This is a genomic window from Rhizobium sp. 01T437, from assembly GCF_056398505.1.
This window is the reverse complement of sequence record NZ_JBFTPM010000022.1, coordinates 66278-91730: the sequence shown is the minus strand read 5'-3', so window position 1 is coordinate 91730 and position 25453 is coordinate 66278. Positions and strand designations below refer to the sequence as shown.

Here is a 25453-nt window from a genome sequence, read left to right as displayed (position 1 = left end):
GCCGGAGACCCGTTTGAAGAATCCCGGAAACCCCTCCCCGCATGCAACAGGCAAAAAGCGATAACTGCAACTTATGCGTGGAGCAAATTGCGATTTCATGATACTGTTCTAACCGGAGGAAATGAGGAGGAGCAGGCCATGTCCGCCATTCTGGAATATTTTACGCTGTTCGACTTTTTCATCGGCGCAGCGCTCGTCGGCATATTCTGCTGCGGGCTCCTGGACCGCGAGACGAACTGAACAGATCGTACTCTCACAGTAAAAGTTTCCTGGCCGCCTGCTCGGCGCGCCGGAGAAATAGATTTTGGCGTCCAGTCGGATCAAGCCGGCACAGTCGATTGCGCCATTAACTCTATATCAACCATATTGTTGCGCCAATCGCGGCTTTCGATAGTTTGGCCGCATGCAAACATTCGCCATTCAATCGCCAGATATCGAAGCGCTTCACTACAATCCGGAAGCGCGGCTGCTGCTTGTGAAGTTCAAAAGCGGCGCCATCTGCAATTTCACACGTATCTCGGCACAGGCGCTGCAACGGCTGCTCGGCCCGGATGCGCAGATAGAGAACCCAACGGCAGAGGATGACGCCGACTATCTGGCGAGCATGCGCAGCGGCGGACTGCGGGCGCTTTATTCCCTCACCGGCATCAAGCCAGCCCAATTCGATTTCGCCCAGGTTCCCAGCATCTGGTGATGCGAGACTGCCGAATCGATACCGCGCCTCGTTTATGAGGCGGATCGGATTTCTATGTCGGTGGATTTTTTGGAGGCCTCGCCCGGAATTGAACCGGGGTACAAGGATTTGCAGTCCTCTGCGTCACCACTCCGCCACGAGGCCTCACAGGCTGTCATGTTAGCCGTGGCGAGCGTTTAGAATGATCGTAAGGAAATCGCAAGAGGGCTTTCCAAAAACATTTCCTGCAATTTCAAACTCCGGCCACATCCGGCGCATACAGAGCAAGGACCGATCCAGTCTCGAAGGGCGCCGCGGCAGCCGCACGCATAGCTGATGACAAAAGGCCCATTCTGCTGGAAATTCGCGCTCGGTTGAACAACAATTGAGCTAACAGCTGCTCAGACAGGCCTCCAGCCTATCTGAATTGCACAATAGGCATATCTCAACGAGTTTAGCCTATCACTTATATTCATCCAGGAGGCGAGATCTGCGATCGCAACAACGCCTTCACTTTCTTTATATTAGAGAAATCGAAATATCACCTCAAACATTAGTAACGAATTCTTAACTTGACTTTCAAAATCGTCATTCCATGCTGCCTATGGGAGAGACAGGAGCAGAGATGAATTGGGTGCCGTTGAATTCCAAACAGATCCGCGCCGTATCCTACGATCCAGAAACCCAGGTTCTTCATGCCAAATTCGCCGGTCGCCGCCCAGTCCGGCATGTCGGGGTGCCACCTCATATTTATGACAATCTTGTCGAAACCAACGATCCGGAATTTTATTACAAATATTATCTGGAGCCTTCGCGTATCCAGACTGGCTGGTGGCGGAAAGCCAACCTCAGCTCCAATGCGGTGAAGCTGCTGATCATTCTCGTCGGCGCACTCGTGATCACGGCGACGGCGCTTGAGGAAAATGGCGAGCTGCCAATCCACCTGTCGGAGATCACAGAGTCGGGCACGACCTCTCCAGCCTCTGGCGAAAGGCCCGCCGTCTCTCCGCAGTGACGGAGCCCGCTATCGCGCAAGCGCAGTGCACCGATCTGCCGGCAGGCAGTTCAATCAGCCCATCGTCGACATGGCGGCTTTTGGCTTCCTTGGCGACTTCACGCAGGGCGCTTTCGGCGATGCCACCAGACTGCAATGCGACGCCGCCATCTGCGTGCTATCGGCAGGTCGTGGGATAAGACGAGGAAGCCCAGCGGCAGCATCCAGAACCCGAGAACAGGCAAAAAGCCCAGGACGCCGCCGAAAATGAGCAGCGCTCCAGTCGTCATGCGTGCGATGCGTGAGCGCGGCATCGGCACCCGAAGCGAGCCGAGAACCAGCTTGCCATCCCTGTGATCGATCCCGAAACGTTTTTCTCCGGCCTTTTTCGGCCCATTTTTCCTGCTAGTCATCCACAAAAGATGGGCTCAAGCGCCACGAATACAAGCTGATTTCATTTTTTTGAAAAAACTGCTTGGCAAATCGGGAAAGCATTTGTATTACCCCGCTCACGCCGCGGCCAAGCGGTGATCCCTGGTAGCTCAGCGGTAGAGCATTCGACTGTTAATCGACAGGTCGCCGGTTCGAATCCGGCCCGGGGAGCCAGTTTCAAAGGGTCATGTTGAAAAACATGGCCCTTTTTCATTGCCTAACCTCAATGAGATAGCCAGATTTCCTGAGTTTTCATCGGCTCGACCAGTCATCAAAAGGCCACCCGGAGGCGCAGCATTCGCAGGCGCCCTCGCCTTTGCGAGCATCACATCCAGCAAATAGCAGGCGACTAAAGAGGCCGACCCGGCAACGTGTCCAGCAAGTTGCCAAAAATAAAGACGCCCCGGTAACCGAGGCGTCTTTTGATTCAATCACAGTATCAGCGCAGCAGCGAACTCACGCCGTCGGCTGCTTGGTCTTCCGGAGATAGGGCAGAACCGTATCGAAGGAGCCGAAGCGGGCGATGGCGTCTTCGTTGGAGACGGCGGCGGTGATGATGACATCGTCGCCCTGGTTCCAGTTGGCCGGCGTTGCGACCTGGTGCTTGGCGGTCAGCTGGATAGAATCGATGGCGCGCAGGATTTCATTGAAATTGCGGCCGGTCGTCATCGGGTAGGTGAGGATCAGCTTGATCTTCTTGTCCGGGCCGATGACGAAGACCGAGCGCACGGTGGCGTTGTCGGCGGGCGTGCGGCCCTCGGAGCTTTCGCCGGCACCGGCCGGCAGCATGTCATAGAGCTTGGCGACCTTGAGGTCCTTGTCGCCGATCAGCGGATATTCGACATCGAAGCCGGTCGCCGTCTTGATGTCGTTCTTCCACTTTCCGTGGCTTTCGACCGGATCGACGGAAATGCCGATAATCTTGACGCCGCGCTTCTTAAACTCGCCTTCGAGGCCGGCCATGGTGCCGAGCTCGGTCGTGCAGACCGGCGTGAAGTTCTTCGGATGCGAGAAGAGAACGGCCCAGCCATTGCCGATCCAGTCATGGAACTGAACGGGGCCTTGGGTGGTGTCGGCGGTGAAATCGGGAGCAATATCGTTGATACGTAGGCTCATGGTCGGCCCTCCAATTGCGGATCGTTAAATCTGAACACTCGCAGGCAGTTCTGCGTGCCAATGACTATCTACAGACCTGCGCCAAGCGCGGTCAAACCAAAGCCTTCCCCGAAAGGGACAACGGCGGAATATTTATTTCCAGCGTGCAAAGATGGCCTGACATCGGACTAACGACATTATGCGCGCAAAAAGGCAGCGGCGCGCGCGCAAATCGATGCTTTTCGCATGCCGCGTTATTTCCTACTCACTATCGAATAATGACAAAGAGGGAAGCGGCGATGGCGACACCATTCTACTGGAATGAATTGAACACTTATGATTTTGCCGCGCTTTCCGCCGACACGACCATCGCTATCCTGCCGATTGCTTCGACCGAGCAACACGGTCCGCATCTGCCCATCGCAACCGATGTGGCAATCGCCAACGGCATGTTGGCGGAACTGCGCCGGCAACGGACCGGGGACCTCGATATCCTCGTCCTGCCGACCCAGGAAATCGGCAAGGCCAACGAGCATGTCTACGGTCCAGGTACGCTTTCCCTCAGCGCCGAGCTGCTGATCCCCGTCTGGACGGCGATCGGCGCGAAGGTAGCGGAGGCGGGTGTGCGCAAGCTCGTTATCGTCAACTCGCATGGCGGCAATGTCGATATCATGAGCATCGTCGCCCGCGAGCTGCGCGTGCGTTACCAGATGGCCGTGGTTTCCACCCAATGGGGCCGGTTCGGCAATCCTGACGGTATGATCAGCGAGCACGAGTCGCGTTACGGCATTCATGGCGGCGAGGTGGAGACATCGCTGATGCTGCATTTCCGGCCGGAACTGGTGCGGATGGAGAAGGCTGAGAATTTCGTGTCGAAGGCCGAATGGATGCGCGAGCAATCGCAGTATATCCAGCCGCTGCCGCCACATTCGCTCGCCTGGATCGCGCATGATCTCAATCCGAACGGCGTCGTCGGGGATGCGTCGAAGGGCACGGCCGAAAAGGGCGAAGCAATCTGCCGCCATCAGGTGAAGGGTTTTATCGAGCTGCTCCGTGACCTGAAGCGCTATCCGCTCTCCAATCTCTATTCGCGATAATTATGCGGTCACCGGCCGCTCCATCGGAATATGCCCCTTGGCCTGCAACTCCTGAACGAGACCTGCAAGCTCGGCCAGCAGATATTCTACAAAGAGGCTGGTGGCGGAATCGAGCGGCGCACGGGCGCGGGCAAAGAGCTTCATCGTCTGATGGCGGCTGTGCGGCTCGGCGATCGGGCGGAACACCAGCTCGCCCTGACGGCATTCGGTGATGACATCGAGCGGGTTCAGCATGGAGAGCCCTGCCCCGCATTTGACCAGTTTCTTCAGCATTTCCGAGGCATTGGTCTCCAGAACAGGTTCGACAGGCACGTCGAGCCTGGCCATGGCGAGGTTTATGACCTCCCGCAGGCTGGTGCCCTGCTGGGCAAGCACCAGCCGCTCCTGCACGACATCGCCGAGATTGATCGGCCCCGGTCCGATCAGGGGGTGGCCGGGCGGCAGGATGACACCGATCGGGATATCGAAATTGCCGAGCGTACGGATGCCGGGTGTCGCCGGAATGTTGAAGCCGAGGCCGATATCCACCTCACCCGACAGAACCGGATTGACCGTCGTCGTGCCGGCATCGTTGCGCAACTGGATGAAGACACGTGGATGCTCGGTCTGGAAACGAGCGATGATTTCCGGCAGCGGTCCCGAGGCAAGACCGACCGTCGTCACCAGCCTGACCTTGCCGGCCTGCTGCATCTTCAGGCTTCGGATGCGTCCTTCCAGCCGCTCATAGTTTTTCAGCACCTCGCGGATATGCTCGATGCAGAGTTCACCGGCCGCCGTTAGACGCAGGCCGCGCGGCAGGCGCTCGAAGAGTGGGGCGCCCATTTCCTCCTCCAGCGCCAGGATCTGCCGATTGATGGCCGAAGAGGCGACATTGAGGCGCGCTGCGGCCTTCCGGATCGAGCCCGTTTTTGCAATCTCGTTGATGTAGAGAAGCTTTCTGGAGTGCAGCATCGCGACCTCGTTGCATCGTTTTTAAGCACAGCGCCCAATTTAGGCACAGACATCAGGTGAGATGCCAAAAAGGCATCGTTGCGCACGAATTTTGATGCTTTTCAAAGAGCGAAGCAATCGCTCAAATGCAGAAAATCGGAGGCCGAAAACGAGCTTCCATGGCACCAGAAGGGGAACGCCGCCATGTCCAACAGATTGAAAACATCAGTATTTTCTGCGGTTCTTGGGCTTGGCGGGATGCTTGCCGCCAGTGCTCCCGGCTATGCGCTCGACAAGGTCAACTATGGTACCAACTGGCTGGCGCAGGCCGAACATGGCGGCTTCTATCAGGCGGTGGCCGACGGAACCTATGCCAAATACGGTCTTGACGTTTCCATCGTGCAAGGCGGGCCGAATGCCGCCAACAATGCGTTGCTGATCTCAGGCAAGATCGACTTCTATATGGGCGGGCCGCAGGGCGAAATCTCCGCCGTCGAGCAGGGTATTCCGCTCGTCGATGTCGCTGCGATCTTTCAGAAAGACCCGCAGATCCTGATCGCTCATCCTGACGTCGGCGTCGATAAGTTCGCGGACCTTGCGAAGCTGAAGACCCTGTTCCTCAGCAAGGATGGCTACCTCACCTATTTCGAATGGATGAAGGCAAATTTTCAGGGCTTCAAGGATGAGCAATACAAGCCCTACAATTTCAATCCAGGCCCCTTCCTCGCCGACAAGCAATCCGCCCAGCAGGGGTACCTGACCTCAGAGCCCTACGAGATCCAGAAGCAGACCGGCTGGGAGCCGAAGGTCTTCCTGCTCGCCGATAATGGCTATTCACCCTATTCGACGATGATCACCACGACCCAGCAGATAGTCGATACCAAGCCTGACGTCGTGCAGCGCTTTGTCGATGCCTCGATCGAGGGCTGGTACAACTATCTCTACGGCGACAACAGCAAGGGCAATGAGCTGATCAAAAAGGACAATCCGGAAATGACGGATGGCCAGATCGCCTATTCGATCGCCAAGATGAAGGAATACGGCATCATCGAATCCGGTGAGGGCCTGGACAAGGGCATCGGCTGCATCACCGACGCTCACTACAAGAAGTTCTTCGACGAAATGGTGGCGATCAAGGTCTTCAAGCCTGAGACCGACTACACCAAGGCCTTTACGACGAAGTTCGTGTGCAAGAGCGTTGGTGTATCGCTGAAGAAATAAGCCTCCCAAGGCAGGCTCGTCGCTCTCAGGCGGCGGGCCGCATCCCCTTCGATAAAAGAGCGAGAGAATGTCCCTAGCCGAAACCAAGGCGGCGCCTTCGAAGGAAATACGCAGGCGGCCGCTGGTCGTCATGCAATCGGTCTCGAAGGTCTTTTCCAGCGGCACGATTGCGCTTTCGGGCATGTCGCTGACGGTCGAAAGCGGCGAGTTCATCAGCCTTCTCGGTCCGTCCGGCTGCGGCAAGTCCACGGCGCTGCGCATTATCGCCGGTCTTGGCGACGTGACGTCGGGCAAGATCGACTGGCCAAGTTCGCGCATCAATTCGAAGGGCCTGCCGGAGGGGGATATCGGCTTCGTCTTCCAGGAGCCTACGCTGATGCCCTGGAAGACTGTTTTCGGCAATGTCTACCTGCCGCTGAAACTGCGCGGTGTTTCCAAGTCGGAGGCGAGCGACCGGATCATGCAAGTGCTTGCGACTGTCGGCCTGCAGGATTTCGCCGATGCCTATCCGCGGGAACTCTCCGGCGGCATGAAGATGCGTGTGTCGATCGCCCGCGCCTTGGTGACCAAACCGAAACTGCTGCTGATGGACGAACCTTTCGCCGCTCTCGACGAGATTACCCGCCAGAAGCTCAATGACGACGTTTTACGGTTGTGGAAGGCGACCGGCATCACGGTGATTTTCGTCACGCATTCCGTCTTTGAGTCCGCCTACCTTTCCAACCGGATCGTGGTGATGAAGGCGCGGCCCGGCCGCGTTCATGCCGATATTCCGCTTACGACGAGCCTCGATCGTGACGCGCACTACCGGACTTCCGAGGAATACCGGCAGGCCTGCGAGACCGTTTCCTATTCGCTGATTGGCGCGATCAACGCGGCAAAGGAAGACTGATGAGCATCGAGACAGTCGAGAATTCCGTGCCGGCCATGCCCAATCTACTCAATGCGAAGCGTCGGGATCTGGTGCTCCGCATCACCGTGCCTTTTCTCGCCATCATCGTGCTGATTGCGATCTGGGCGATCTATGTCAAGGTTTCGGGTGTGCCTCCCTATATCCTTCCGAGCCCACTTGCGGTCGCCGGAGCGCTCGTCAGCGATTGGGGCACGCTTTCGCCGGCGCTCTGGGTCACGACCAAGATCACCTTCATGTCACTGGCACTCGCCCTGATCGGCGGCGTCGGTTTTGCGATCTTCCTGGTGCAGTCGCGCTGGATCGAGATCGCCTTCTATCCGCTCGCCGTCATCCTGCAGGTCACCCCGATCGTGGCGATCTCGCCGCTGATCCTGATCTATGCGCCGTCGACGCAGGTGGCGCTTTTGATCTGCGCGTTTCTCGTCGCCTTCTTTCCGATCCTGTCGAACATGGTGCAGGGATTGAAGAGCGTCGATCACAACCTCATCAATCTCTTCGAGCTCTACGGCGCCTCGCGCTGGCAGACGCTGCTTTATCTGAAATTACCTGCGGCCCAGCCCTATTTCATGACCGGGCTTCGCATCGGCGGTGGTCTGGCGCTGATTGCCGCGGTTGTGGCCGAGTTTGCGGCCGGTTCGGCGGGTGCGGGCTCCGGTCTTGCCTTCCGACTCCTTGAAGCGCAATACCGCATGAATATCCCCCGCCTCTTCGCCGCACTCTTCATGCTGTCAATGCTCGGCGTCGCGATCTTTGCCATTACCTCCTTCATTTCATGGCTCAGCCTGCATCGCTGGCATGAGAGCAGCCTGAAGCGGGAAAATTGATGACCTATTCCTTCATGTCTCCCCCGAATGCGGGCCGCTTCGTGCTTGCCAATGCGACGCTTCCGGCAGTCGCCATCAGCGGTTTTGCTGCTGCCTCCAATGAGGGCCTCGTCAAGGCCGACATCGTGATTGCCGACGGTCTCATCTCGGCAATCCTGCCCTCCGGAACAGCACCGGCGGAATTCGCCAAGTCCGATATGAAAGAAGGCATGGTCTGGCCGTGCTTTGCCGATATCCATACGCATCTGGACAAGGGCCATATCTGGCCGCGCAAACCCAATCCGGACGGCACCTTCATGGGTGCACTGGAGGCCGTCGGCAGCGATCGCGAGGCGAACTGGTCGGCGGCGGATGTGCGCAAGCGTATGGAATTTTCGCTGCGCGCGGCCTATGTGCACGGCACCGGCCTGATCCGCACGCATCTGGATTCACTTGCTCCCCAGCACCGTATTTCTTTCGAGGTCTTTGCCGAGCTGCGCGACGAGTGGAAGGACAAGATCGCCCTGCAGGCAGTCGCTCTCTTCCCGCTGGACAATATGGTAGACGAGTCCTTTTTTGCCGATCTCGTCGCTGTCGTGAAGGACAAGGGCGGCCTGCTCGGCGGTGTCACCAAGATGGGACCGTCACTTGACTGGCAGCTCGATACGCTTTTGCGTGCGGCAGCGGAGAACGGTCTCGATATTGATCTGCATGTCGATGAGACGGACGATCCGGGCGCAGAGACATTGAAGGCGATCGCCGAAGCCGTTCTGCGCAACCGGTTCGAAGGCAGGGTGACGGCGGGTCATTGCTGCTCGCTCGCCCGGCAGGATGATGATACCGCGCAACGGACGGTGGAACTGGTTCATCGAGCGGGAATCTCGATCATCTCGCTGCCGATGTGCAACATGTACCTGCAGGACCGCTATCCTGATCGTACGCCGCGCTGGCGTGGTGTGACGCTCTTCAAAGAGCTGGCAGCCGCCGGTGTTGCGACGGCCGTCGCCTCGGACAACACCCGCGATCCCTTCTATGCCTATGGCGATCTCGACCCCATCGAGGTATTCCGCGAGGCGGTGCGCATCCTGCATCTGGACCATCCGCTCGATAGCGCCGCTCGCGTCATTACCACCTCCCCGGCCGAGATTGCCGGCAGGCCGCAGATGGGCCGCATTGCCGTCGGCAATCCTGCAGATCTCGTGCTCTTCAGCGCCCGGCGCTGGAGCGAATTCCTTTCCCGTCCGCAGTCTGACCGCGTCGTGCTTCGCCGCGGCAAGGTGATCGACCGCAGCCTGCCGGATTACCGTGAACTCGATAGCGTCGTTGGAGCCTGACATGGCCGATTATCAGAAGATCAGACAAGAACTCGAAGGTATCGCGATCGAGGACAATCCGGCGCTCGTTCGCCAGAAGAGCCGGGATTTCTACTGGTATTCGCCGATCCTGAAGGCGCAGCTCGACAATGTGACGGCCGATATCGTCGTCACGCCGAAGAACGAGGCCGAGGTTATCCAGACGCTGAAGGTTGCCTTTGCCCACGGCGTGCCTGTCACCCCGCGTGGCGCCGGCACGGGCAATTACGGTCAGGCCATGCCGCTGTCGGGCGGTATCGTGCTCAACCTTGCCGCCATGGACAAGATCAAGGAAATTCATCCCGGCCGCGTCATCTGCGAACCCGGCATCGTGATCGCCCAGCTCGACAAGCAGACCAAGGCACATTCCGGGCAAGAATTGCGCTTCCACCCCTCGACCGCCCAGACGGCAACGGTCGGCGGGTTCATCGCCGGCGGCTCTGGCGGCGTCGGCTCGATTACATGGGGCGGGTTGCGCGACCTCGGCAATATCCTGCGCCTGCGGGTCGTGACCATGGAAGCGGAGCCGCGGGTGCTCGATCTCACCGGCTGGGACCTGCAGAAGGTCAGCCATGCCTATGGCACCAACGGCATCATCACGGAAATCGAAATGCCGCTGGCACCCGCCTATGACTGGGTGGACGTTCTCGTCGGCTATGACGACTTCATGGATGCAGTGCGCTTCTCCGATGCGCTGGCGAAGTGCAACGGCATTCTCGTCAAGGAAATAGCGCCGATCGCCGCGCCGATCCCGCATGAATATTTCACCCGTCACAAGCCCTATATCCGTCAGGGCCAGTCGATCGTCGTACTGATGATCGCGCCGCATTCCATGGATGCCTTCCTGGCCTTTACGGCAGCGCAGAAGGGTGAAATCATGTTCCGTTCTGACAAGGTCGAGAGCATGCGCGGCATCCCGCATGCCTATGAACTTGCCTGGAACCACACAACGTTGCGTGCGCTCAAGGTCGATCCGTCCTTCACCTATCTGCAGGTGCAGTATCCGGGGCCGGATCATGTCGCCAAGGTGAAGAAGATGGTGGAGATTTTCGGCAATGAGGTGCCGGGTCATCTCGAATTCATCAAGTTCGATGGACAGATCCAGTGCTCGGGCCTGCCGCTGGTGCGCTACACGACAGAGGAACGGCTGGAAGAAATCATCAAGATCCATCAGGACCACGGCTGCCCAATCTTCAACCCGCACCGCTATACGCTGGAAGAAGGCGGCATGAAGCGCACAGACAAGGTGCAGCTCGCCTTCAAGCATGAGACCGATCCGAAGGGGCTGCTCAATCCCGGCAAGATGATCGCCTGGGAAAATCCCAACTTCGATTTCAATGCCGGCAAGAACTATCTCTTCCCGGGTCTTGCCGCCGTTATGGAGGCTTCATGAGGGTTCTCGTCCTCCATTCGCACCCGGTCGAGGAAAGCTACGGCAAAGCGCTCTTCAGACAGACCTTGGAGAGCCTCGCCAAGGCCGGGCACGAGGTGGATGCGTGCGATCTCTATGCGGAAAATTTCGACCCCATCCTGTCGAAACATGACCGGCTCGTCTATCACGACTATCCCGACAATACCTCGCTGGTGAAACCCTATGTCGAGAGACTGAAGCAGGCCGAGGCGCTGGTCATCTGCACACCGGTCTGGAACTTCGGTTTTCCGGCCATTCTCAAGGGCTACTTCGACCGGGTCTGGCTCCCCGGTGTTTCCTTCGAACTTGTCGACGGCAAGGTTCAATCCCGCCTGCGCCATATCAAGAAGCTCGGTGCGGTGCTGACCTACGGCGCGACACCTTTCCGCGCCTTCGTCGCCGGCAATCCGCCCAAGAAGATCGTGAAGCGTGTTTTGCGGGCGCAGATCAACCCGCTCAAGCCGGTCACCTTCCTCGCGCATTACGATATGAACAACTGCACCCCGGAGACGCGGGCAGCGTTTCTCGCCAAGGTGAAGAGCGCAATGGAGCGCTTCTAAAGTCGCGCAAGAATGTGCAGCGGTTTGCGACAACGACATGCGAAAAACAAGCGCCTGAAGCGCGGCAAGCAAATCTGAAGGATTGCGATACGCTTTAGGAGGCGGTTTGCACGCGTGCTGCCACGCCGTTGAGTTGCGCGGTCGTGATCGCGGCGGAGCTTACGGTCAAACCTTAGAAAACCTTCGCGGCCGTTACTTCCACCTCGACCAGAAATTCCGGCCGGGTAAAGCCGCTGACGATGATGAGCGTCGAAACAGGTTTCGGGTCGAGCGTGAAGCGGTCGCGCACCGCCATATAGGCCGGGAAACCCTCCCGCTTCGTCACGAAGCCGGAAATGCGGATGACATCGGCAAAGCTCATCTCGGCCTCGGCGAGGATCGCCTTGATCGCTTCGAAGCAGAGTTCGGCCTGGGCCGTCACATCCTCGGGGACCTGTTCATCGAGGCCGATTCCAAGTTGACCTGACGTGACCAGCAAGGATGCGCCCGGCGGCACGAGAAGGCCGTGATTGTAATTTCCGAAGGGGCGGCGGACAGACGGCGGGTTGAAAATCTTCTTCATGAAAAACCTCACTACAGACAGAGATTTATAGCGAGGATTTTCAGCACATTCCAAGCACTTGCTTGCGGTTCGTCCTCAAAAATCGAGGGATTGCTGGGCAGGCGGCGGCGGGCCGACATGCACGCCCTCCAGTTCCAGCATGCGAAGCTTGGAGGTCGAACCGCCGGGCGCCGAAAAGCCGCCGATCTTGCCGCCTGCGGCCAGCACGCGATGGCAGGGAATGATGAGCGCGACAGGGTTCTTCGCCATCGCCTGGCCGACATCCCGCGCTGCCTCCGGTCCTGCTCCAAGCTCCTTGGCGAGCGTGCCGTAGGTGGTCGTGCGACCCCAACTGACGCGGCGCGCGGCGGCATAGATATCGCGGAAGAATGCGTCCTGGCCGTCAAGGTCAACGGCGACAGTGGAGAAGTCGACTTCCTCACCTTCGAAATAGCGCTTTACCGCAGCAACGGCGTCCAGAATCTGCGGCGTCGGCTTGCCCGGTTCGGCAGCCGGCAAACGGCGCAGCAACAAGCGTTCTGTCGACTCGGCGCTCTTCGTCGGCAGCTGGAACCGCGTCACGCCGGCATCGCTCCAGGCAATGCCGCAAAAGCCGCCGGCGGTTTCGAAGATCAGATATTGATGCACTTTCTGAGCCATGGTGAAGCCCTCATATTCCGTCAGGCATCAGAATCGTACCGCGAAGGCGTAAGTTCAACCCGTTTCTTGCGCATGTCCCGACAAAATGTCAGGCCGATGCGGCAGTTGCTGCAAGCGCGGGTATCTGCGGTCTCTTCGCCTTCGCCTTGCCTTTTACAGCATCGAACAGCGCGTAGCCGCCGGTCCAACGGCCGAAGCCGCTGGCAATGTTGATATGGCCTGCAAGGCCTATGTTGCGCACCTCGGTTTTCCAGAGGCGGGTGTAGAAGCTCAAACGGTCGAGCGACATATATTTGTCGTCGAGGCTGCCGACGGTGAGGCTCGGAAAGGGAAGCGGGTTGGTCGGCATGGGGCCGAAAGCGAGCGAGCCTGGATGCAGCCTTTCAGTGTCCGGCAAATCGCACGGGGCGACCAGAAGCGCCCCCTTTACCCGGCGGGCCAGCGGCCGGTCGGCGAGCCTTGCGGTCAGGATGCAGCCGAGGCTATGGGCAACGATATAGGCTTCTCCCGCCTCCAGCAGTGCCCGTTCCAGGCGCTCCATCCAATGGTCGAGACGAGCATGATTCCAATCGTCCTGGTCGACCAGCCGGCTCTGCGACACATCATCAAGCCAATAGTGCTGCCAATGCCCCTCGTCGGAACCGAAAAGACCCGGCACGATTAGGATTTTTGTCATTGCTATCTCCTGGCGCATGCGCAGCAAACTGCCGCGACGCATCTCAGCCAGAATTATCCATAAATTTTATGGACTAAAGAAATGAAGCTCCAAAACCCGCGAGAAAGCTGGAAAATCCATCGCGGGATCAGAAGCTGCCGCAACGATGCCTGCCGCGAATATGACAATTGATCAGCTACTGACCCGCTCATTGAGAGAGGCCGGTTCGACCGGCCTTTTTCATGCCCGCCTGATGAAACTGTTGATCCGATTGCCTCGTACTTCCGTAACAGACAGAGAGGCAAGACAGGGAGCAGCCATTGGCACGGGAGACTGTTGCAAGACCGGTAATCGTCTGGTTCCGCAAGGACTTGCGTCTTGACGACAACAAGGCCCTGCATGCGGCATGCGCATCGGGGCGGCCGGTCATTCCGCTTTATATCCGCGAACCCCAGGAAGACGGCACCGGGCCTCTTGGCACTGCCCAGGCCTGGTGGTTGCATCATTCGCTGCATGCGCTTGACGCAGCCCTCAAAAAACATGGCGGCAAGCTCATTCTGGCAAGCGGTCGTGCCCGCAATGTGCTTGCCGACATCATCAAGCGGAGCGGTGCGGAAGCCGTGTTCTGGAACCGCCGTTATGATCCGGCGGGCATTGCGATCGACACCCGCCTCAAGCATGAATTCGAAAAACAAGCGATCGAGGCACGCAGCTTCGGCGGACAGCTTCTGCATGAGCCGACCAAACTCAAAACGACAAGCGGCACGTCATACCGCGTCTATACGCCATTCTGGCGGGCGCTCGAAGAAGGCGGCGAGCCGGAGGCACCGGTCGATGCGCCCGAGCGCTTCCGCTTCCCAAAACAGTTTCCGGCTTCCGAAACGCTGACCTCGTGGAAGCTCCTACCGCTTAAGCCGAACTGGGCAAAGTCCTTCCCCGACATGTGGACGCCGGGTGAAGCGGCAGCGCGGGAAAAGCTCAGCGGTTTCGTCGAGGACGGACTTTCGGGTTATTCGGCCGATCGGGATTTTCCCGGAAAGAGCGCAACCTCCCTTCTCTCTCCGCACTTGGCACTCGGCGAAATCTCGCCCGCCCGCATCTGGGACGCCACGAAGGGACTTTCGCGGCGCATTCCATCCGACGATATCGTACGCTTCCGCAAGGAACTGGCATGGCGGGAATTCTCTTACCATCTGCTCTTCCATTTTCCGGAGCTTGCCAGGGATAATTGGAACAACAATTTCGACGGCTTCGGTTGGCGCGAAGATGAAGACGGATTTCATGCCTGGTGCAATGGCCAGACGGGCTATCCCATTGTCGACGCCGGCATGCGCCAGCTCTGGCGTCATGGCTGGATGCACAACCGCGTGCGGATGATCGTCGCCTCGTTTCTCATCAAGCACCTGCTGGTCGACTGGCGCCGCGGCGAAGCCTGGTTCCGCGACACGCTTGTCGACGCAGACCCCGCCAATAATGCGGCCAGCTGGCAGTGGGTGGCAGGTTCAGGCGCCGATGCCTCCCCCTTTTTCCGCATCTTCAATCCGATGCTGCAGGGCGAAAAATTCGATGCAGCCGGCAGCTATATCAGGCAGTTCGTGCCGGAGCTCGGAAAGCTCGAGGACAAATATATCCACCGGCCGTTCGAGGCACCAGCGAGCGTGCTCGAAAACGCCGGCGTCACGCTTGGTAAAACCTACCCCAGGCCCATCGTCGATCACGCCACGGCGCGCAGACGGGCGCTGAAGGTCTATAGTGCCATAAAGGATGCGGCATGAACGCTCATGTTCCTTCGCTGCTACGCCGCCTCAAGGTCGCCATCATAGGGTCGGGCATATCGGGTGCCTCGGCGGCCTGGGCGCTCAACTCTGTCCATGACGTGACGCTCTACGAGAAGGATGCCCTGCCGGGCGGCCATACGGCAACGGTCGATGTCGACTATGACGGGCTGAACATTCCGGTCGATACCGGCTTCATCGTCTACAACGAGCACAATTATCCCAATCTGACTGCGCTCTTTGCAGAGCTCGGCGTCGCCACGCATGCCAGCGACATGAGCTTTTCACTGTCGCTGGATCAGGGCAGGCTGGAGTGGAGTGGCGGCGGGCTATCGTCGATATTCGCGCAGAAGCGCAATCTGCTGAACCCCTCCTTTCTCTGGATGATCCGCGAGATCCTGCGCTTCAACCGGACCTGCCTGGAAGACCGGGCGGCCGGGCACCTGGCCTCGCGCTCGATCGGCGATTATCTCGACTGGCGCGGCTTCTCGCCGGGTTTCACCAACAACTATCTGGTGCCGATGGCGGCGGCGATCTGGTCGACGCCATCAGCGCGGATGCTGCAATTTCCCGCCGAGCATTTCGTCAATTTCTTCGACAATCACCGGCTTATCTATCGCCGTCAGCATCAGTGGCGCACCGTCACCGGCGGCAGCCGCAACTACCTGAAAAGGCTTCTGTCACCGCTCGGCGACAAAATGAAGCTCGGCTGCGGCGTGCGTGGCGTGATCCGCGGCGACAACGGCGTCACCCTGATCGACGAAACCGGCGGCGAGGCCTTCTTCGACAAGGTGATCTTCGCCTGCCACAGCAATCAGACGGCGCGGCTGCTGATCGATGCGACGGATCAGGAAAAGCGATTGCTCGCTGCTGTCCCCTATCAGCCCAACCGCGTTATCCTACACCGTGACACCTGCCTGATGCCGACGCGGCGCAAGGTATGGGCCTCCTGGAACTATCTGCGTTCGAGCCATGCCGACGGCAGGGCCGGTGTGGCCGTGACCTACTGGATGAACAGGCTGCAGGGCATAGACCCGAATTTTCCGCTGTTCGTCACACTCAACCCGGACCGCGAACCGGAGAGCCGCAAGGTCTTTGCCGAATTCACCTATGAGCATCCGCAGTTTTCCGCGGAAGCGATGGCAGCGCAGCGGGCGATCACTGCCATTCAGGGAAGAGACAATTGCTATTTCGCGGGCGCCTGGACCGGATACGGATTCCACGAGGATGGACTCGTTTCCGGTCTTGCGGCGACAGAGGCACTGGGCGGGATCACACCCTGGCGGACCGCCCGGCCCTCCTCCCGTGGAACCACACTGGAAGCGGTAGCATGATGGCATCCCGCAAAAGCCCCCACGCATCGAGGTACGGCGTCAGCGTGACGCGAAACGGTCCTCCGCCGGACGCAGCGGCAGTACTTTATGTGGGCGATGTCATGCATCAACGCATTAAACCGTTCGGCCATCGCTTCCAATATCGGGTCTTTTCGCTCTCCATTGATCTCGACCGGTTGGAGGAAGCTGACAGCCAGTCGGCGCTGTTTTCGGTCAACCGAAGCAATCTCGTCTCGTTCCATGAAGAGGACCATGCAGCAGGTGGAAAGCTGCGCTCCCATGCCGATCGCCTTCTTGCGGACGCCTGTGTCGAGCGACCGGCCAAAATCCTGCTCGTCTGTTATCCGCGGATCTTCGGCTACGTCTTCAATCCGCTGTCGGTCTATTTTGCTTATGACGACAGGGATGCCTTGATTGCGTTGATCTACGAGGTGCGCAACACCTTCGGCGAGCGGCACAGTTATGTCTGCCCCGTCGAGGACGATGAAATCTTCGAAAGCGGTCTTCGCCAGACCTGCGACAAGCTCTTTTACGTCTCTCCCTTCATTGATATCGGCATGCGCTATCATTTCCGCATGCTGCCGCCCGGCCAGGAAATCCGCTGGCGCATCCTGGAAACCGATGCGGAAGGACCGCTTCTTGCCGCAACCTTCGCCGGCCGGAAAAAGCCGCTGACTGGCCGGACGCTCGGTTATCTTCTCACAGCTATTCCCTTCCTGACCATCAAGATCATGACCGGGATTCACTGGGAGGCTCTGAAACTCTGGCTTAAAGGCGCCATCTATGTTCGCCGGCCACCACCTCCGCCGCCTGTCAGCGTGAAGCCGGCGAGCCGGCTTGCAGAAGCTGCGGAATGAATCTAGCGTTTGCTGCAATCGCCGGAGGAGAGGCGCAAGCATTGTCCTGACCGGCCTAAAAATACGGGAGGATGGACAGTGAGCAATGTACAGGATTTGAACCAATCTGCCCGGGACGCGGTGACGCTGACGGCGGAGAATATTTCACGCATCGTCAAAGGCCTGCCCTTCAAAGCGAAGCTTGCACTGCGCGGCCTGATGCGCATGCAGCACGGCTCCCTTGCCGTCACGCTGCCCGATGGGCGCAAGGTGTTCATCAAGGGTAAGGCTGCCGGACCTGACGCCGCGTTGACGCTTCGAAACTGGAACCTTGCCGGCCGTGCGCTGACCAGCGGCACGATCGGTGTCGCCGAGACCTATATGGACGGCGACTGGGACAGCCCCGATATCACTGCCTTTCTCGAGCTTTTTCTCGTCAATGGCGAAGCGGCGCACAGCTACGCGCATGGCAAGCGCGGCGTCGGCCGCTTCGTCGAGCGTATCCGCCATTGGATGAATGCCAACACCAAGACGGGTTCCAAGCGCAATATCTCTGCCCATTACGACCTCGGCAACGATTTCTACAAGCAATGGCTCGATCCGAGCATGACCTATTCCTCGGCGCTCTATTCGACCGGCGCCAACGACCTGCAATCGGCACAGAACGCCAAATATCGGGCGCTGGCGGAGGCGACCGGCATCACGCCCGGCGATCACGTACTGGAAATCGGCTGCGGCTGGGGTGGTTTCGCCGAATTTGCGGCAGGCGAGTTGAATTGCCGGGTGACGGGGCTGACCATCAGCCGCGAGCAGCTTGCCTTCGCGCGAACGCGCATCAGCAACGCGGGGCTTAGCGACAGGGTCGATTTTCGCTTTCAGGACTATCGAGACGAGACCGGGGTCTATGACCGCATCGTCTCGATCGAGATGTTCGAGGCTGTCGGCGAGRAATACTGGCCGGCCTATTTCTCCAAGCTGAAACAGTGCCTGAAGCCGGGTGGCAAGGCAGGCCTGCAGATCATCACCATTCGTCCTGAATCTTTCGAGCAATATCGCAGCAATCCGGATTTCATCCAGAAATATGTCTTCCCCGGCGGCATGCTGCCGACACGCCACCACCTTGCCGAACTCGGCAGGAAGATGGACCTGTCACTGGTCAGAGACTTCGGTTTCGGCCTCGATTACGCCCGTACGCTGGCGGAATGGCGCGAGCGCTTCTGGTCCGTCTGGCACAAACTCAGGCCGATGGGTTTCGACGACCGGTTCAAGCGGCTCTGGGAATTTTATTTATTCTACTGCGAAGCAGGCTTTCGCGCCCGCAACATCGATGTGCGGCAGGTGGTCTTTTCGCGGTCTTGATCACTCGGCCGGATGTGGCGTCACCGGTCGGTGACTGGAGTTGGCAGGCCGCTCGCCCCAACCGGTGAAGCGGTTCACCAGTGCGAAATAGAGACCGTAAGGCAAGATCCGCAGGAACTTCAGCACATAGGTGAAACGCTTCGGGAAAGTGATCTCGAAAGCCTGCGATTTGAGGCCCGCCGCAATGCGCTCTGCCGCCATCTCGGGCGAAACCAGTGCCGGCATGGGAAAGGGATTCTTGCGCGTTGCCGGCGTATCGACGAAGCCCGGATTGATGAGCTGGATGCGGATGCCGATCTTGTCGAGATCGAATTTCAGGCTTTCTGCCATGTTGATCAGGGCAGCCTTGGTCGCGCCGTAAGCGGCGCTGGTCGGCAATCCCGTGTAGCCCGTTACCGAGGAAACGATGGCAATCTGCCCCTGCCCTTTCGCCTTCATGTGGCGGATCGCCGGCAGCAGACAATTGACGACGCCTGACAGATTGACGGCAAAAGTCTTCTCGAAATCGGCTCTGTTCAGATCCTCGCCGTGGACGGGCTGATAGACGCCTGCACACAGGATCGCCATGGCGAGCGCACCGTGCTCATATTCGATCGAGGCCATGACATGTTCCATGTCTTCGGCATCGGTCACATCGCCATCGAGCACGATGATGCTGCCGGACAGTCCGGCTGCCTCGACCTGCAATTCCACCAGTTTTTCGTGATTGCGGGCGGTGACGGCGACCCTGTATCCCTCGCCTGCAAGCTTCAGCGCCAGCGCTCGGCCTATTCCGGAACTCGCACCGGAAATCCAGACGATACCATGTTCTGGACGGGCGATGAAATTACGCATGACACTTCCTCCGGTCTGCCGATTTGAACACGAACACAGGCCCGGAAGCTCCTCATCTCTCCCGGGACCATGGCTCTATCACAGCATTGTGGCTGCTTTCAGCCGATGAGGTCGCCGATGATCTGCCGGAAGGAGCCGGTGAGCTTGATCGGGCCGTCCGAAACGGCAAAGGCGATGCAGGGCCGGTCCTTTTCGGCGACGGGGCGATGGTCGACGGTGGCATCTGCAACCGAGATATCCCCCGGCCCGAAACGGCCGCGCTCGTCGCGGAAAGCGCCATCGAGAATGAGGATCAGTTCCATGCCCGCATGCGTGTGGGCAGGCAGTGCGCGGCCCGGCCGTATCCACATCAGGCTGACCTCGCAGCCGTCGATATCGGTCGCATATTCCTTGAAGCCCGGAAGGCGCTTGCGCCACGGCACGTCATCAGCTTCGAATCCGATGAGATTGCGCAGGGCGCGCGGGAAAAGAGCACCCTGCGGACGTGACGGGAGCTTCGGAGGGGAAACAGGAGCCTTCGAGCCGAAGATTGCCGCAAGCTTCGCATCACGGTCGCTGATCGGGCTTGATGGCGTGCTCTCCAGAGCTTCTCCAGCCAGCCGTTCGAGGTCGACCACCAGGCCGCGATTGTCCGGCTTCATTTCGAGATGAGATTCCACGAGTGCGCGGGCCGGCTCCGGAAGGGAGCCAGCAACATAATGCGCCATCAATGCATCGATCGTGTCGATATGCTCGTGAACCATGTCAGATTCGGTCACGCCTTGTTCCTGCGCCCGTACCTTGCTTTGTCGTCATCCATACGCCGAAAGTCAATCTTCGGATCACTGCTTGCCCGGGCTGAGCGAAAGGCTGGAAATAGAAGACTAATTTTATCGCGGGCTTAGAAGGCATGGAATAGGATTTCTTGCCAATGCCGCCTTGTGAAGGGAAAAGACCGTTCCTAAACTATGCGTAAACGAGGCAGATTCCATGACCTTCCACCCCTCCGTAATCGAGGCTATCGGCAATACGCCCCTCATCAAGCTCAAGGGTGTTTCCGAGGCGACCGGCTGCACCATTCTCGGCAAGGCCGAGTTTCTCAATCCCGGCCAGTCGGTGAAGGACCGAGCGGCGCTCTACATCATCCGTGACGCGGAAAGAAAGGGCCTGCTCAAGCCCGGCGGCGTCATCGTCGAAGGTACGGCCGGAAATACCGGGATCGGCCTGACGCTCGTCGCCAAAGCGCTCGGCTATCGTACCGTGATCGTCATTCCGGAAACCCAGAGCCAAGAAAAGAAGGATGCGCTGCGCCTGCTCGGCGCCGAGCTCGTTGAGGTTCCGGCCGTCCCCTACAAGAACCCGAACAACTACGTGAAGGTTTCCGGTCGCCTTGCCGAACAGCTTGCCAAGAGCGAGCCGAACGGTGCGATCTGGGCGAACCAGTTCGACAACGTCGCCAATCGGCAGGCGCATATCGAAACCACCGCGCCCGAGATCTGGAAAGATACGGACGGCAAGGTCGATGGCTTCATCTGCTCGGTCGGTTCAGGCGGGACGCTTGCTGGCGTGGCGGCAGGTCTCAATGCCTTCAACAAGGACATCAAGATCGGCATTGCCGATCCCGAGGGTGCGGCACTCTACGAATTCTACGCGAACGGCACGTTGAAGTCCGAGGGCTCGTCGATCACGGAGGGTATCGGCCAGGGGCGCATCACGGCCAACCTCGAAGGCTTCACGCCTGATTTCTCCTATCACGTCACCGATGCTGAGGCGCTTCCCTACCTCTTCGATCTCGTCGAGAATGAAGGGCTTTGCCTTGGTGGCTCCACGGCGATCAACATTGCCGGTGCGGTTCGCCTCGCCAGGGATCTCGGCCCCGGCCACACGGTCGTGACAATCCTCTGCGATTATGGCAACCGCTATCAGTCCAAGCTCTTCAATCCGGATTTCCTTTCATCCAAGGGCCTGCCCATTCCTCAATGGATGGTCGGCTCGACGGATATCAAGATACCCTACGAACCCGCAGCGTGAGCCTCCATGCCAGTCAATGCCCTCTACCGTGACGACTTCTATCTTTCCACATGCGAAGCGGTCGTCACGGCCGTTCACGAGGACGGGGGCATCGAGCTCGACCAGACCTGCTTTTACGCGACATCAGGCGGGCAGCCTGGCGATACCGGCTTTTTCGAACGAGCTGACGGCTCCAAGATAGAGCTTGGCCAGGCGAAACATGGCGCGACCAAGGACATCGTCATTCATGTGCCGCTGGAAGGCCAGGCACGGCCTGAGATCAGTGAGAAGCTGGTGCTGCACATCAACTGGCCGCGCCGCTACAGACTGATGCGCATGCACACCGCCTGCCATCTTCTGTCGGTCATCTGCTCCTATCCGATCACGGGGGCAGCGGTCGGCGAGGACGAAAGCCGCGTGGACTTCGACATGATCGATACGATCGACAAGGACGAAGTGACGGCCAAGCTGATGGACCTCGTCAATCAGAACCATCCGGTCTATCTTCAGTGGATTACGGATGAGGAGCTCGCCGCCAATCCCGGCATCGTCAAATCGAAGAATGTGCGTCCTCCTGTTGGCCTTGGCCGTGTCAGCCTCGTCTGCATCGGGGAGAATTCTGCTGTTGACAGCCAGCCCTGTGGCGGCACGCATGTTTCGGAAACACAGGAAGTCGGTCAGATTCATATTGCCAAGATCGAGAAGAAGGGCAAAGAGAACCGGCGCTTCCGCATTCGCTTCGGCACGCCCGGCGACGAAGCCTGATAGACGATGCCTGCTATTTGGGCCTGATATTTTGGGGAGATCATCATGAGCGACACCAAGAGCCGTTTCGTCGTCTCGGCCGACTGGCTGCAGGCTGAACTCGGCAAGCCCGATCTGCGGGTGCTCGACGCATCCTTCTATCTTCCGGCGCAGAAACGTGATGCGGATGCGGAATATGCCGCCGGTCATATTCCGGGCGCCATCCGATTCGATCAGGACAAGATCGCCGACCATTCGACGAACCTGCCCCACACAATCCCCTCGCCCGATTATTTCGCCGCTGAAGCCGGCAAGCTCGGCATCAGCGAGAACGACCGGATCGTCGTCTATGACGGTATCGGCATGTTCGCCTCGCCACGTGTCTGGTGGCTGTTCCGGGTGATGGGCGCAAAGAACGTCTTCGTGCTCGATGGCGGATTGGACGGCTGGATAGCCGAGGGGCGGCCGCTCGAAACCGAGGTGCCGCACTATGCTCCGGCAACCTTCAAGACGAATTATGATGCCAGCCGCGTCGTTCATCTCGAGCAGATGCGCGATATCGTTGCGAGTGGCGCTCTGCAGATCGCCGATGCCCGCAGCGCCGGCCGCTTCGCCGCCGCAGAGCCCGAACCGCGCGCAGGCATGCGTTCCGGCCATATGCCAGGCGCACGCAGCCTGCCATCAGGCGTCTTCGCCAATCAGGGCCGCTTCAAATCGCTGCCGGAACTGAAGCAGACGATCGAGGATGCCGGCATCGACCTTTCCAAGCCGGTCGTCACCTCCTGCGGATCGGGCATTACCGCCGCGATCATCACGCTGGCGCTAGAATCGCTCGGCCATACCGATAACAAGCTCTATGACGGCTCCTGGAGCGAATGGGGCAGCCGCGAGGACACGCCCGTCGTCACCGGCCCGCCTGAACCGGTCAAAGCCTGACCGCCATGGGAAAGACGCCCGCCTCGCTCAAGGCCCATATTACGCGGCTTGAAATGGTCGCGCCGCCGAAGGCAAGCCTGCCTGTGCCCGTCAACATACAGACGGCAATCATGCGCGCCCCAGGTATTCCCTTGGCCTTCTATCGCTACCTCTACCGGCAGGTTGGCGCGCGCTGGCAGTGGGTCGACCGGCTAAGGATGAGTGACGAGGAGCTTACGGCAGCGCTGCACGACAAGCGCAACAATATCAGCGTACTTTACGTCAACGGTGCGCCGGCCGGCTTTTTTGAATATCTCTGCGAGGACGAGGATACGATCGAGCTCTCCCATTTCGGGCTCTTCGAACATGCGCTCGGCCTCGGCATAGGCAAATGGTTCCTGCTCCAGGCGCTCTACGCGATCTGGACACTGAACCCGACAAAGGTCACGACGACCACCAACAATCTCGACCATCCACGGGCATTACAGCTCTATCAGATGTTCGGTTTCTCTCCCGTCTCCACCGGCACCGGGATCGTCAGGCCGTTGAGCGACAAAGAACTGCTGGAAATCGCCAGGAAAAGCTGATTGCGTTTGCACGCCGACTGCTGTTCGCAGCAAGAATCGGGTGGCTTGTGCGACCGTCAGCGCGGAAACTATGGCAAAGCTCACAGGGAGGTTTGCCATGACCAGCATTCAGTTTTCCGCCATGCCAACATCAGATGCAGAAGCGCTCTGGAGCGGTGGCCGCGATGCCTACGATCGTTTGCCGGAAACGCTTGTTTCCGATGGCGACGGTTACCCCTGCCGGCATTGCCTGGGGAATATCGGCGCCGACGAAGAACTCTTCGTCTTTGCCTACCGGCCCTTTCCGGAACTGCAGCCCTATGCCGAGACCGGCCCGATCTTCCTGCACAAGCAGCCTTGCAAGCGCTATTCCGCCGAAGAGGTTCTGCCTCCTGTCCTGACGACAAGCCCTGACTTCATTGTGCGCGGCTATGGCGRGAATGACAGGATCGTCTATGGCACCGGTGCAGTCACGCCGATCGAGAAGATCCCTGCTTATGCGACCGAACTGCTTGCGCGGCCCGGCATCGCCTATGTGCATGTGCGCTCCGCGCGCAACAATTGCTACCAATGCCGGATCGACAAAGTAAAAGCGCCGGCCCTTGCGGCAACCGGCGCCTTCATCTGACCTAGAGTCAGCTGGTTTACGCTACGTTCAGCGCGCTTTCCGGCGCGACAGCTTCATAACCAAGCGCGTCAGCGACCGGCTTGTTGGTGATGCGGCCCCTATGGACGTTCAAGCCGTTGCGCAGGTGCTTGTCCTCGGCGATGGCGCGCAGGCCGCGATCGGCGAGTGCGAGGCCGTGGACGAGTGTCGCATTGTTCAGTGCGTGGGCAGACGTGACGGGAACGGCGCCCGGCATGTTGGCGACGCAATAATGCACGACGCCGTCGACGACATAGGTCGGCTCAGAATGGGTCGTTGCATGCGAGGTTTCGAAGCAGCCGCCCTGGTCGATCGCGACGTCGACGATGACTGAGCCCTTCTTCATGCCTGTCAGCATTTCGCGGGTCACGAGCTTCGGCGCGGCAGCGCCAGGGATCAGCACGGCACCGATGACAAGATCAGCGGAGAAAACTTCTTCTTCCAGGGCCTGAATGCTGGAATAGCGCGTATGGATACGGCCGCTGAAGATATCGTCGAGCTGGCGCAGGCGTGGCAGCGACTTGTCGAGAATGCTGACATCGGCGCCGAGACCGGCTGCCATCTTGGCTGCGTGCAGACCGACGACGCCGCCGCCGATGATGGCGACCTTGGCCGGGAGAACGCCGGGCACGCCGCCGAGCAGGATGCCGAGGCCGCCATTGGCCTTCTGCAGCGCAGTGGCACCGGCCTGGATCGAAAGACGACCGGCGACTTCGGACATCGGCGCCAGGAGCGGCAGGCCGCCGCGATCGTCCGTCACGGTCTCATAGGCGATTGCCGTAACGCCGGAAGCGAGCAAACCCTTGGTCTGTTCCGGATCGGGCGCAAGATGCAGATAGGTGTAAAGGAGCTGACCGTCGCGGAGCTGCGCCCATTCCGACGGCTGGGGCTCCTTGACCTTGACGATCATGTCGCACTTTTCGAAGATATCTTTGGCGGAGGCGGCGATCTTCGCGCCAGCAGCCATATAGGCGGCATCATCGGCACCAATGCCGGCACCCGCCTTCGTCTCCACCCAGACCTCATGGCCGTGGGCGACATATTCTCTTACCGAAGCCGGCGTCAGGCCGACGCGATATTCATGGTTCTTGATTTCCTTCGGGCAGCCGACACGCATT

27 protein-coding genes and 2 tRNA genes are annotated in these 25453 nt (G+C 59.2%); 19 read left to right on the top strand and 10 right to left on the bottom strand.

All coding sequences use genetic code 11. The annotated features are described in order from the left end of the window. The first annotated feature begins 403 nt into the window (after nucleotides 1-403). Nucleotides 404-694, top strand: coding sequence for a hypothetical protein (locus tag AC1DM5_RS30705; RefSeq protein WP_477821006.1), 291 nt, complete (start codon nucleotides 404-406; stop codon nucleotides 692-694). Between the two features lie 70 nt (nucleotides 695-764). Here the strand turns inward: AC1DM5_RS30705 and AC1DM5_RS30700 are convergent. After that, nucleotides 765-838 (bottom strand) — tRNA-Cys (locus tag AC1DM5_RS30700). A gap of 460 nt (nucleotides 839-1298) precedes the next feature. Between AC1DM5_RS30700 and AC1DM5_RS30695 the strand changes: the two genes are divergently transcribed. Next, on the top strand, nucleotides 1299-1688 hold the full coding sequence (locus AC1DM5_RS30695) for a KTSC domain-containing protein (RefSeq protein ID WP_477820923.1): 390 nt from the start codon (nucleotides 1299-1301) through the stop codon (nucleotides 1686-1688). A gap of 98 nt (nucleotides 1689-1786) precedes the next feature. On the opposite strand, the gene AC1DM5_RS30690 is transcribed toward AC1DM5_RS30695, so the two are convergent. Continuing rightward, nucleotides 1787-2080 carry a hypothetical protein gene (locus AC1DM5_RS30690; protein WP_113324107.1) on the bottom strand — a complete coding sequence of 98 codons (294 nt, stop codon included), beginning with the start codon at nucleotides 2078-2080 and terminating at the stop codon, nucleotides 1787-1789. 118 nt (nucleotides 2081-2198) lie between these two features. On the opposite strand from AC1DM5_RS30690, the gene AC1DM5_RS30685 reads away from it, so the two are divergent. Next, nucleotides 2199-2273: transfer RNA gene (locus AC1DM5_RS30685), tRNA-Asn, on the top strand. Between the two features lie 282 nt (nucleotides 2274-2555). On the opposite strand, the gene AC1DM5_RS30680 is transcribed toward AC1DM5_RS30685, so the two are convergent. Then, on the bottom strand, nucleotides 2556-3215 hold the full coding sequence (locus AC1DM5_RS30680) for a peroxiredoxin (RefSeq protein WP_477820922.1): 660 nt from the start codon (nucleotides 3213-3215) through the stop codon (nucleotides 2556-2558). Nucleotides 3216-3493: 278 nt separating this feature from the next. Between AC1DM5_RS30680 and AC1DM5_RS30675 the strand changes: the two genes are divergently transcribed. Next, nucleotides 3494-4291, top strand: a complete 798-nt coding sequence (locus AC1DM5_RS30675; RefSeq protein ID WP_477976516.1) for a creatininase family protein — start codon at nucleotides 3494-3496, stop codon at nucleotides 4289-4291. Here AC1DM5_RS30675 and AC1DM5_RS30670 read toward each other — a convergent pair whose 3' ends face one another. After that, entirely contained in the window at nucleotides 4292-5242 is a 951-nt protein-coding gene (locus AC1DM5_RS30670) for a LysR family transcriptional regulator (RefSeq protein ID WP_477820920.1), read from the bottom strand. A 183-nt stretch (nucleotides 5243-5425) separates the two neighbouring features. On the opposite strand from AC1DM5_RS30670, the gene AC1DM5_RS30665 reads away from it, so the two are divergent. The 6 genes from AC1DM5_RS30665 to AC1DM5_RS30640 all read left to right on the top strand — a co-directional run bounded on the left by AC1DM5_RS30665 (nucleotide 5426) and on the right by AC1DM5_RS30640 (nucleotide 11481). Then, complete coding sequence (locus AC1DM5_RS30665) at nucleotides 5426-6442, top strand: ABC transporter substrate-binding protein (RefSeq protein ID WP_477820919.1); 1017 nt, start codon at nucleotides 5426-5428, stop codon at nucleotides 6440-6442. A 67-nt stretch (nucleotides 6443-6509) separates the two neighbouring features. Next, nucleotides 6510-7334: an ABC transporter ATP-binding protein gene (locus AC1DM5_RS30660; protein ID WP_113324099.1), complete on the top strand. Its 825-nt coding sequence runs from the start codon at nucleotides 6510-6512 to the stop codon at nucleotides 7332-7334. After that, nucleotides 7334-8179, top strand: coding sequence for an ABC transporter permease (locus AC1DM5_RS30655; RefSeq protein ID WP_477820918.1), 846 nt, complete (start codon nucleotides 7334-7336; stop codon nucleotides 8177-8179). The genes AC1DM5_RS30660 and AC1DM5_RS30655 overlap by 1 nt, the downstream gene beginning before the upstream one ends. Continuing rightward, entirely contained in the window at nucleotides 8179-9492 is a 1314-nt protein-coding gene (locus AC1DM5_RS30650) for a cytosine deaminase (protein WP_477820917.1), read from the top strand. The genes AC1DM5_RS30655 and AC1DM5_RS30650 overlap by 1 nt, the downstream gene beginning before the upstream one ends. A 1-nt stretch (nucleotide 9493) precedes the next feature. Beyond that, nucleotides 9494-10903 carry an FAD-binding oxidoreductase gene (locus AC1DM5_RS30645; RefSeq protein WP_477820916.1) on the top strand — a complete coding sequence of 470 codons (1410 nt, stop codon included), beginning with the start codon at nucleotides 9494-9496 and terminating at the stop codon, nucleotides 10901-10903. Further along, nucleotides 10900-11481, top strand: a complete 582-nt coding sequence (locus tag AC1DM5_RS30640) for an NAD(P)H-dependent oxidoreductase (protein ID WP_477976514.1) — start codon at nucleotides 10900-10902, stop codon at nucleotides 11479-11481. The genes AC1DM5_RS30645 and AC1DM5_RS30640 overlap by 4 nt, the downstream gene beginning before the upstream one ends. A gap of 172 nt (nucleotides 11482-11653) precedes the next feature. Here AC1DM5_RS30640 and AC1DM5_RS30635 read toward each other — a convergent pair whose 3' ends face one another. From AC1DM5_RS30635 to AC1DM5_RS30625, 3 genes are all read right to left on the bottom strand, one after another. Further along, on the bottom strand, nucleotides 11654-12043 hold the full coding sequence (locus AC1DM5_RS30635; RefSeq protein ID WP_477822930.1) for a RidA family protein: 390 nt from the start codon (nucleotides 12041-12043) through the stop codon (nucleotides 11654-11656). 75 nt (nucleotides 12044-12118) lie between these two features. Then, nucleotides 12119-12682, bottom strand: coding sequence for a methylated-DNA--[protein]-cysteine S-methyltransferase (locus AC1DM5_RS30630; protein ID WP_477822929.1), 564 nt, complete (start codon nucleotides 12680-12682; stop codon nucleotides 12119-12121). Between the two features lie 88 nt (nucleotides 12683-12770). After that, entirely contained in the window at nucleotides 12771-13358 is a 588-nt protein-coding gene (locus AC1DM5_RS30625; protein WP_477822928.1) for an RBBP9/YdeN family alpha/beta hydrolase, read from the bottom strand. 299 nt (nucleotides 13359-13657) lie between these two features. Here AC1DM5_RS30625 and AC1DM5_RS30620 point away from each other — a divergent pair, with 299 nt between their 5' ends. The 4 genes from AC1DM5_RS30620 (at nucleotide 13658) to AC1DM5_RS30605 (ending at nucleotide 18641) form a co-directional block, all read left to right on the top strand. Then, complete coding sequence (locus tag AC1DM5_RS30620; RefSeq protein ID WP_477822927.1) at nucleotides 13658-15112, top strand: cryptochrome/photolyase family protein; 1455 nt, start codon at nucleotides 13658-13660, stop codon at nucleotides 15110-15112. Continuing rightward, nucleotides 15109-16446 carry an NAD(P)/FAD-dependent oxidoreductase gene (locus AC1DM5_RS30615; RefSeq protein WP_477822926.1) on the top strand — a complete coding sequence of 446 codons (1338 nt, stop codon included), beginning with the start codon at nucleotides 15109-15111 and terminating at the stop codon, nucleotides 16444-16446. Before AC1DM5_RS30620 ends, AC1DM5_RS30615 begins: the two co-directional genes overlap by 4 nt. After that, nucleotides 16443-17303 (top strand): DUF1365 domain-containing protein, encoded by an 861-nt coding sequence (locus tag AC1DM5_RS30610; RefSeq protein WP_477822925.1) that lies wholly within the window; start codon nucleotides 16443-16445, stop codon nucleotides 17301-17303. Before AC1DM5_RS30615 ends, AC1DM5_RS30610 begins: the two co-directional genes overlap by 4 nt. A 78-nt stretch (nucleotides 17304-17381) precedes the next feature. Continuing rightward, nucleotides 17382-18641: a class I SAM-dependent methyltransferase gene (locus tag AC1DM5_RS30605; RefSeq protein WP_477976512.1), complete on the top strand. Its 1260-nt coding sequence runs from the start codon at nucleotides 17382-17384 to the stop codon at nucleotides 18639-18641. Here AC1DM5_RS30605 and AC1DM5_RS30600 read toward each other — a convergent pair whose 3' ends face one another. Further along, entirely contained in the window at nucleotides 18642-19475 is an 834-nt protein-coding gene (locus AC1DM5_RS30600; RefSeq protein WP_477822923.1) for an SDR family NAD(P)-dependent oxidoreductase, read from the bottom strand. A gap of 98 nt (nucleotides 19476-19573) precedes the next feature. After that, the gene (locus AC1DM5_RS30595) at nucleotides 19574-20233 is read right to left on the bottom strand and encodes a ChrR family anti-sigma-E factor (protein ID WP_477822922.1); all 660 of its coding nucleotides are present in this window, start codon (nucleotides 20231-20233) and stop codon (nucleotides 19574-19576) included. 211 nt (nucleotides 20234-20444) lie between these two features. On the opposite strand from AC1DM5_RS30595, the gene AC1DM5_RS30590 reads away from it, so the two are divergent. The 5 genes from AC1DM5_RS30590 (at nucleotide 20445) to AC1DM5_RS30570 (ending at nucleotide 24317) form a co-directional block, all read left to right on the top strand. Beyond that, nucleotides 20445-21485: a cysteine synthase A gene (locus AC1DM5_RS30590; protein ID WP_477822921.1), complete on the top strand. Its 1041-nt coding sequence runs from the start codon at nucleotides 20445-20447 to the stop codon at nucleotides 21483-21485. Nucleotides 21486-21491: 6 nt separating this feature from the next. Beyond that, a complete protein-coding gene (locus AC1DM5_RS30585) occupies nucleotides 21492-22229 on the top strand; it encodes an alanyl-tRNA editing protein (RefSeq protein ID WP_477822920.1) in 738 nt (245 codons plus the stop codon). Nucleotides 22230-22274: 45 nt separating this feature from the next. Next, nucleotides 22275-23144 carry a 3-mercaptopyruvate sulfurtransferase gene (gene sseA, locus AC1DM5_RS30580; RefSeq protein ID WP_477822919.1) on the top strand — a complete coding sequence of 290 codons (870 nt, stop codon included), beginning with the start codon at nucleotides 22275-22277 and terminating at the stop codon, nucleotides 23142-23144. A 5-nt stretch (nucleotides 23145-23149) separates the two neighbouring features. After that, nucleotides 23150-23710, top strand: coding sequence for a GNAT family N-acetyltransferase (locus AC1DM5_RS30575; RefSeq protein ID WP_007815685.1), 561 nt, complete (start codon nucleotides 23150-23152; stop codon nucleotides 23708-23710). A 97-nt stretch (nucleotides 23711-23807) separates the two neighbouring features. Next, complete coding sequence (locus tag AC1DM5_RS30570) at nucleotides 23808-24317, top strand: DUF1203 domain-containing protein (RefSeq protein WP_477976510.1); 510 nt, start codon at nucleotides 23808-23810, stop codon at nucleotides 24315-24317. Nucleotides 24318-24333: 16 nt separating this feature from the next. Here the strand turns inward: AC1DM5_RS30570 and ald are convergent, their stop codons facing one another. Next, the gene (gene ald, locus AC1DM5_RS30565; protein ID WP_477822917.1) at nucleotides 24334-25452 is read right to left on the bottom strand and encodes an alanine dehydrogenase; all 1119 of its coding nucleotides are present in this window, start codon (nucleotides 25450-25452) and stop codon (nucleotides 24334-24336) included. Nucleotide 25453 lies beyond the last annotated feature (1 nt).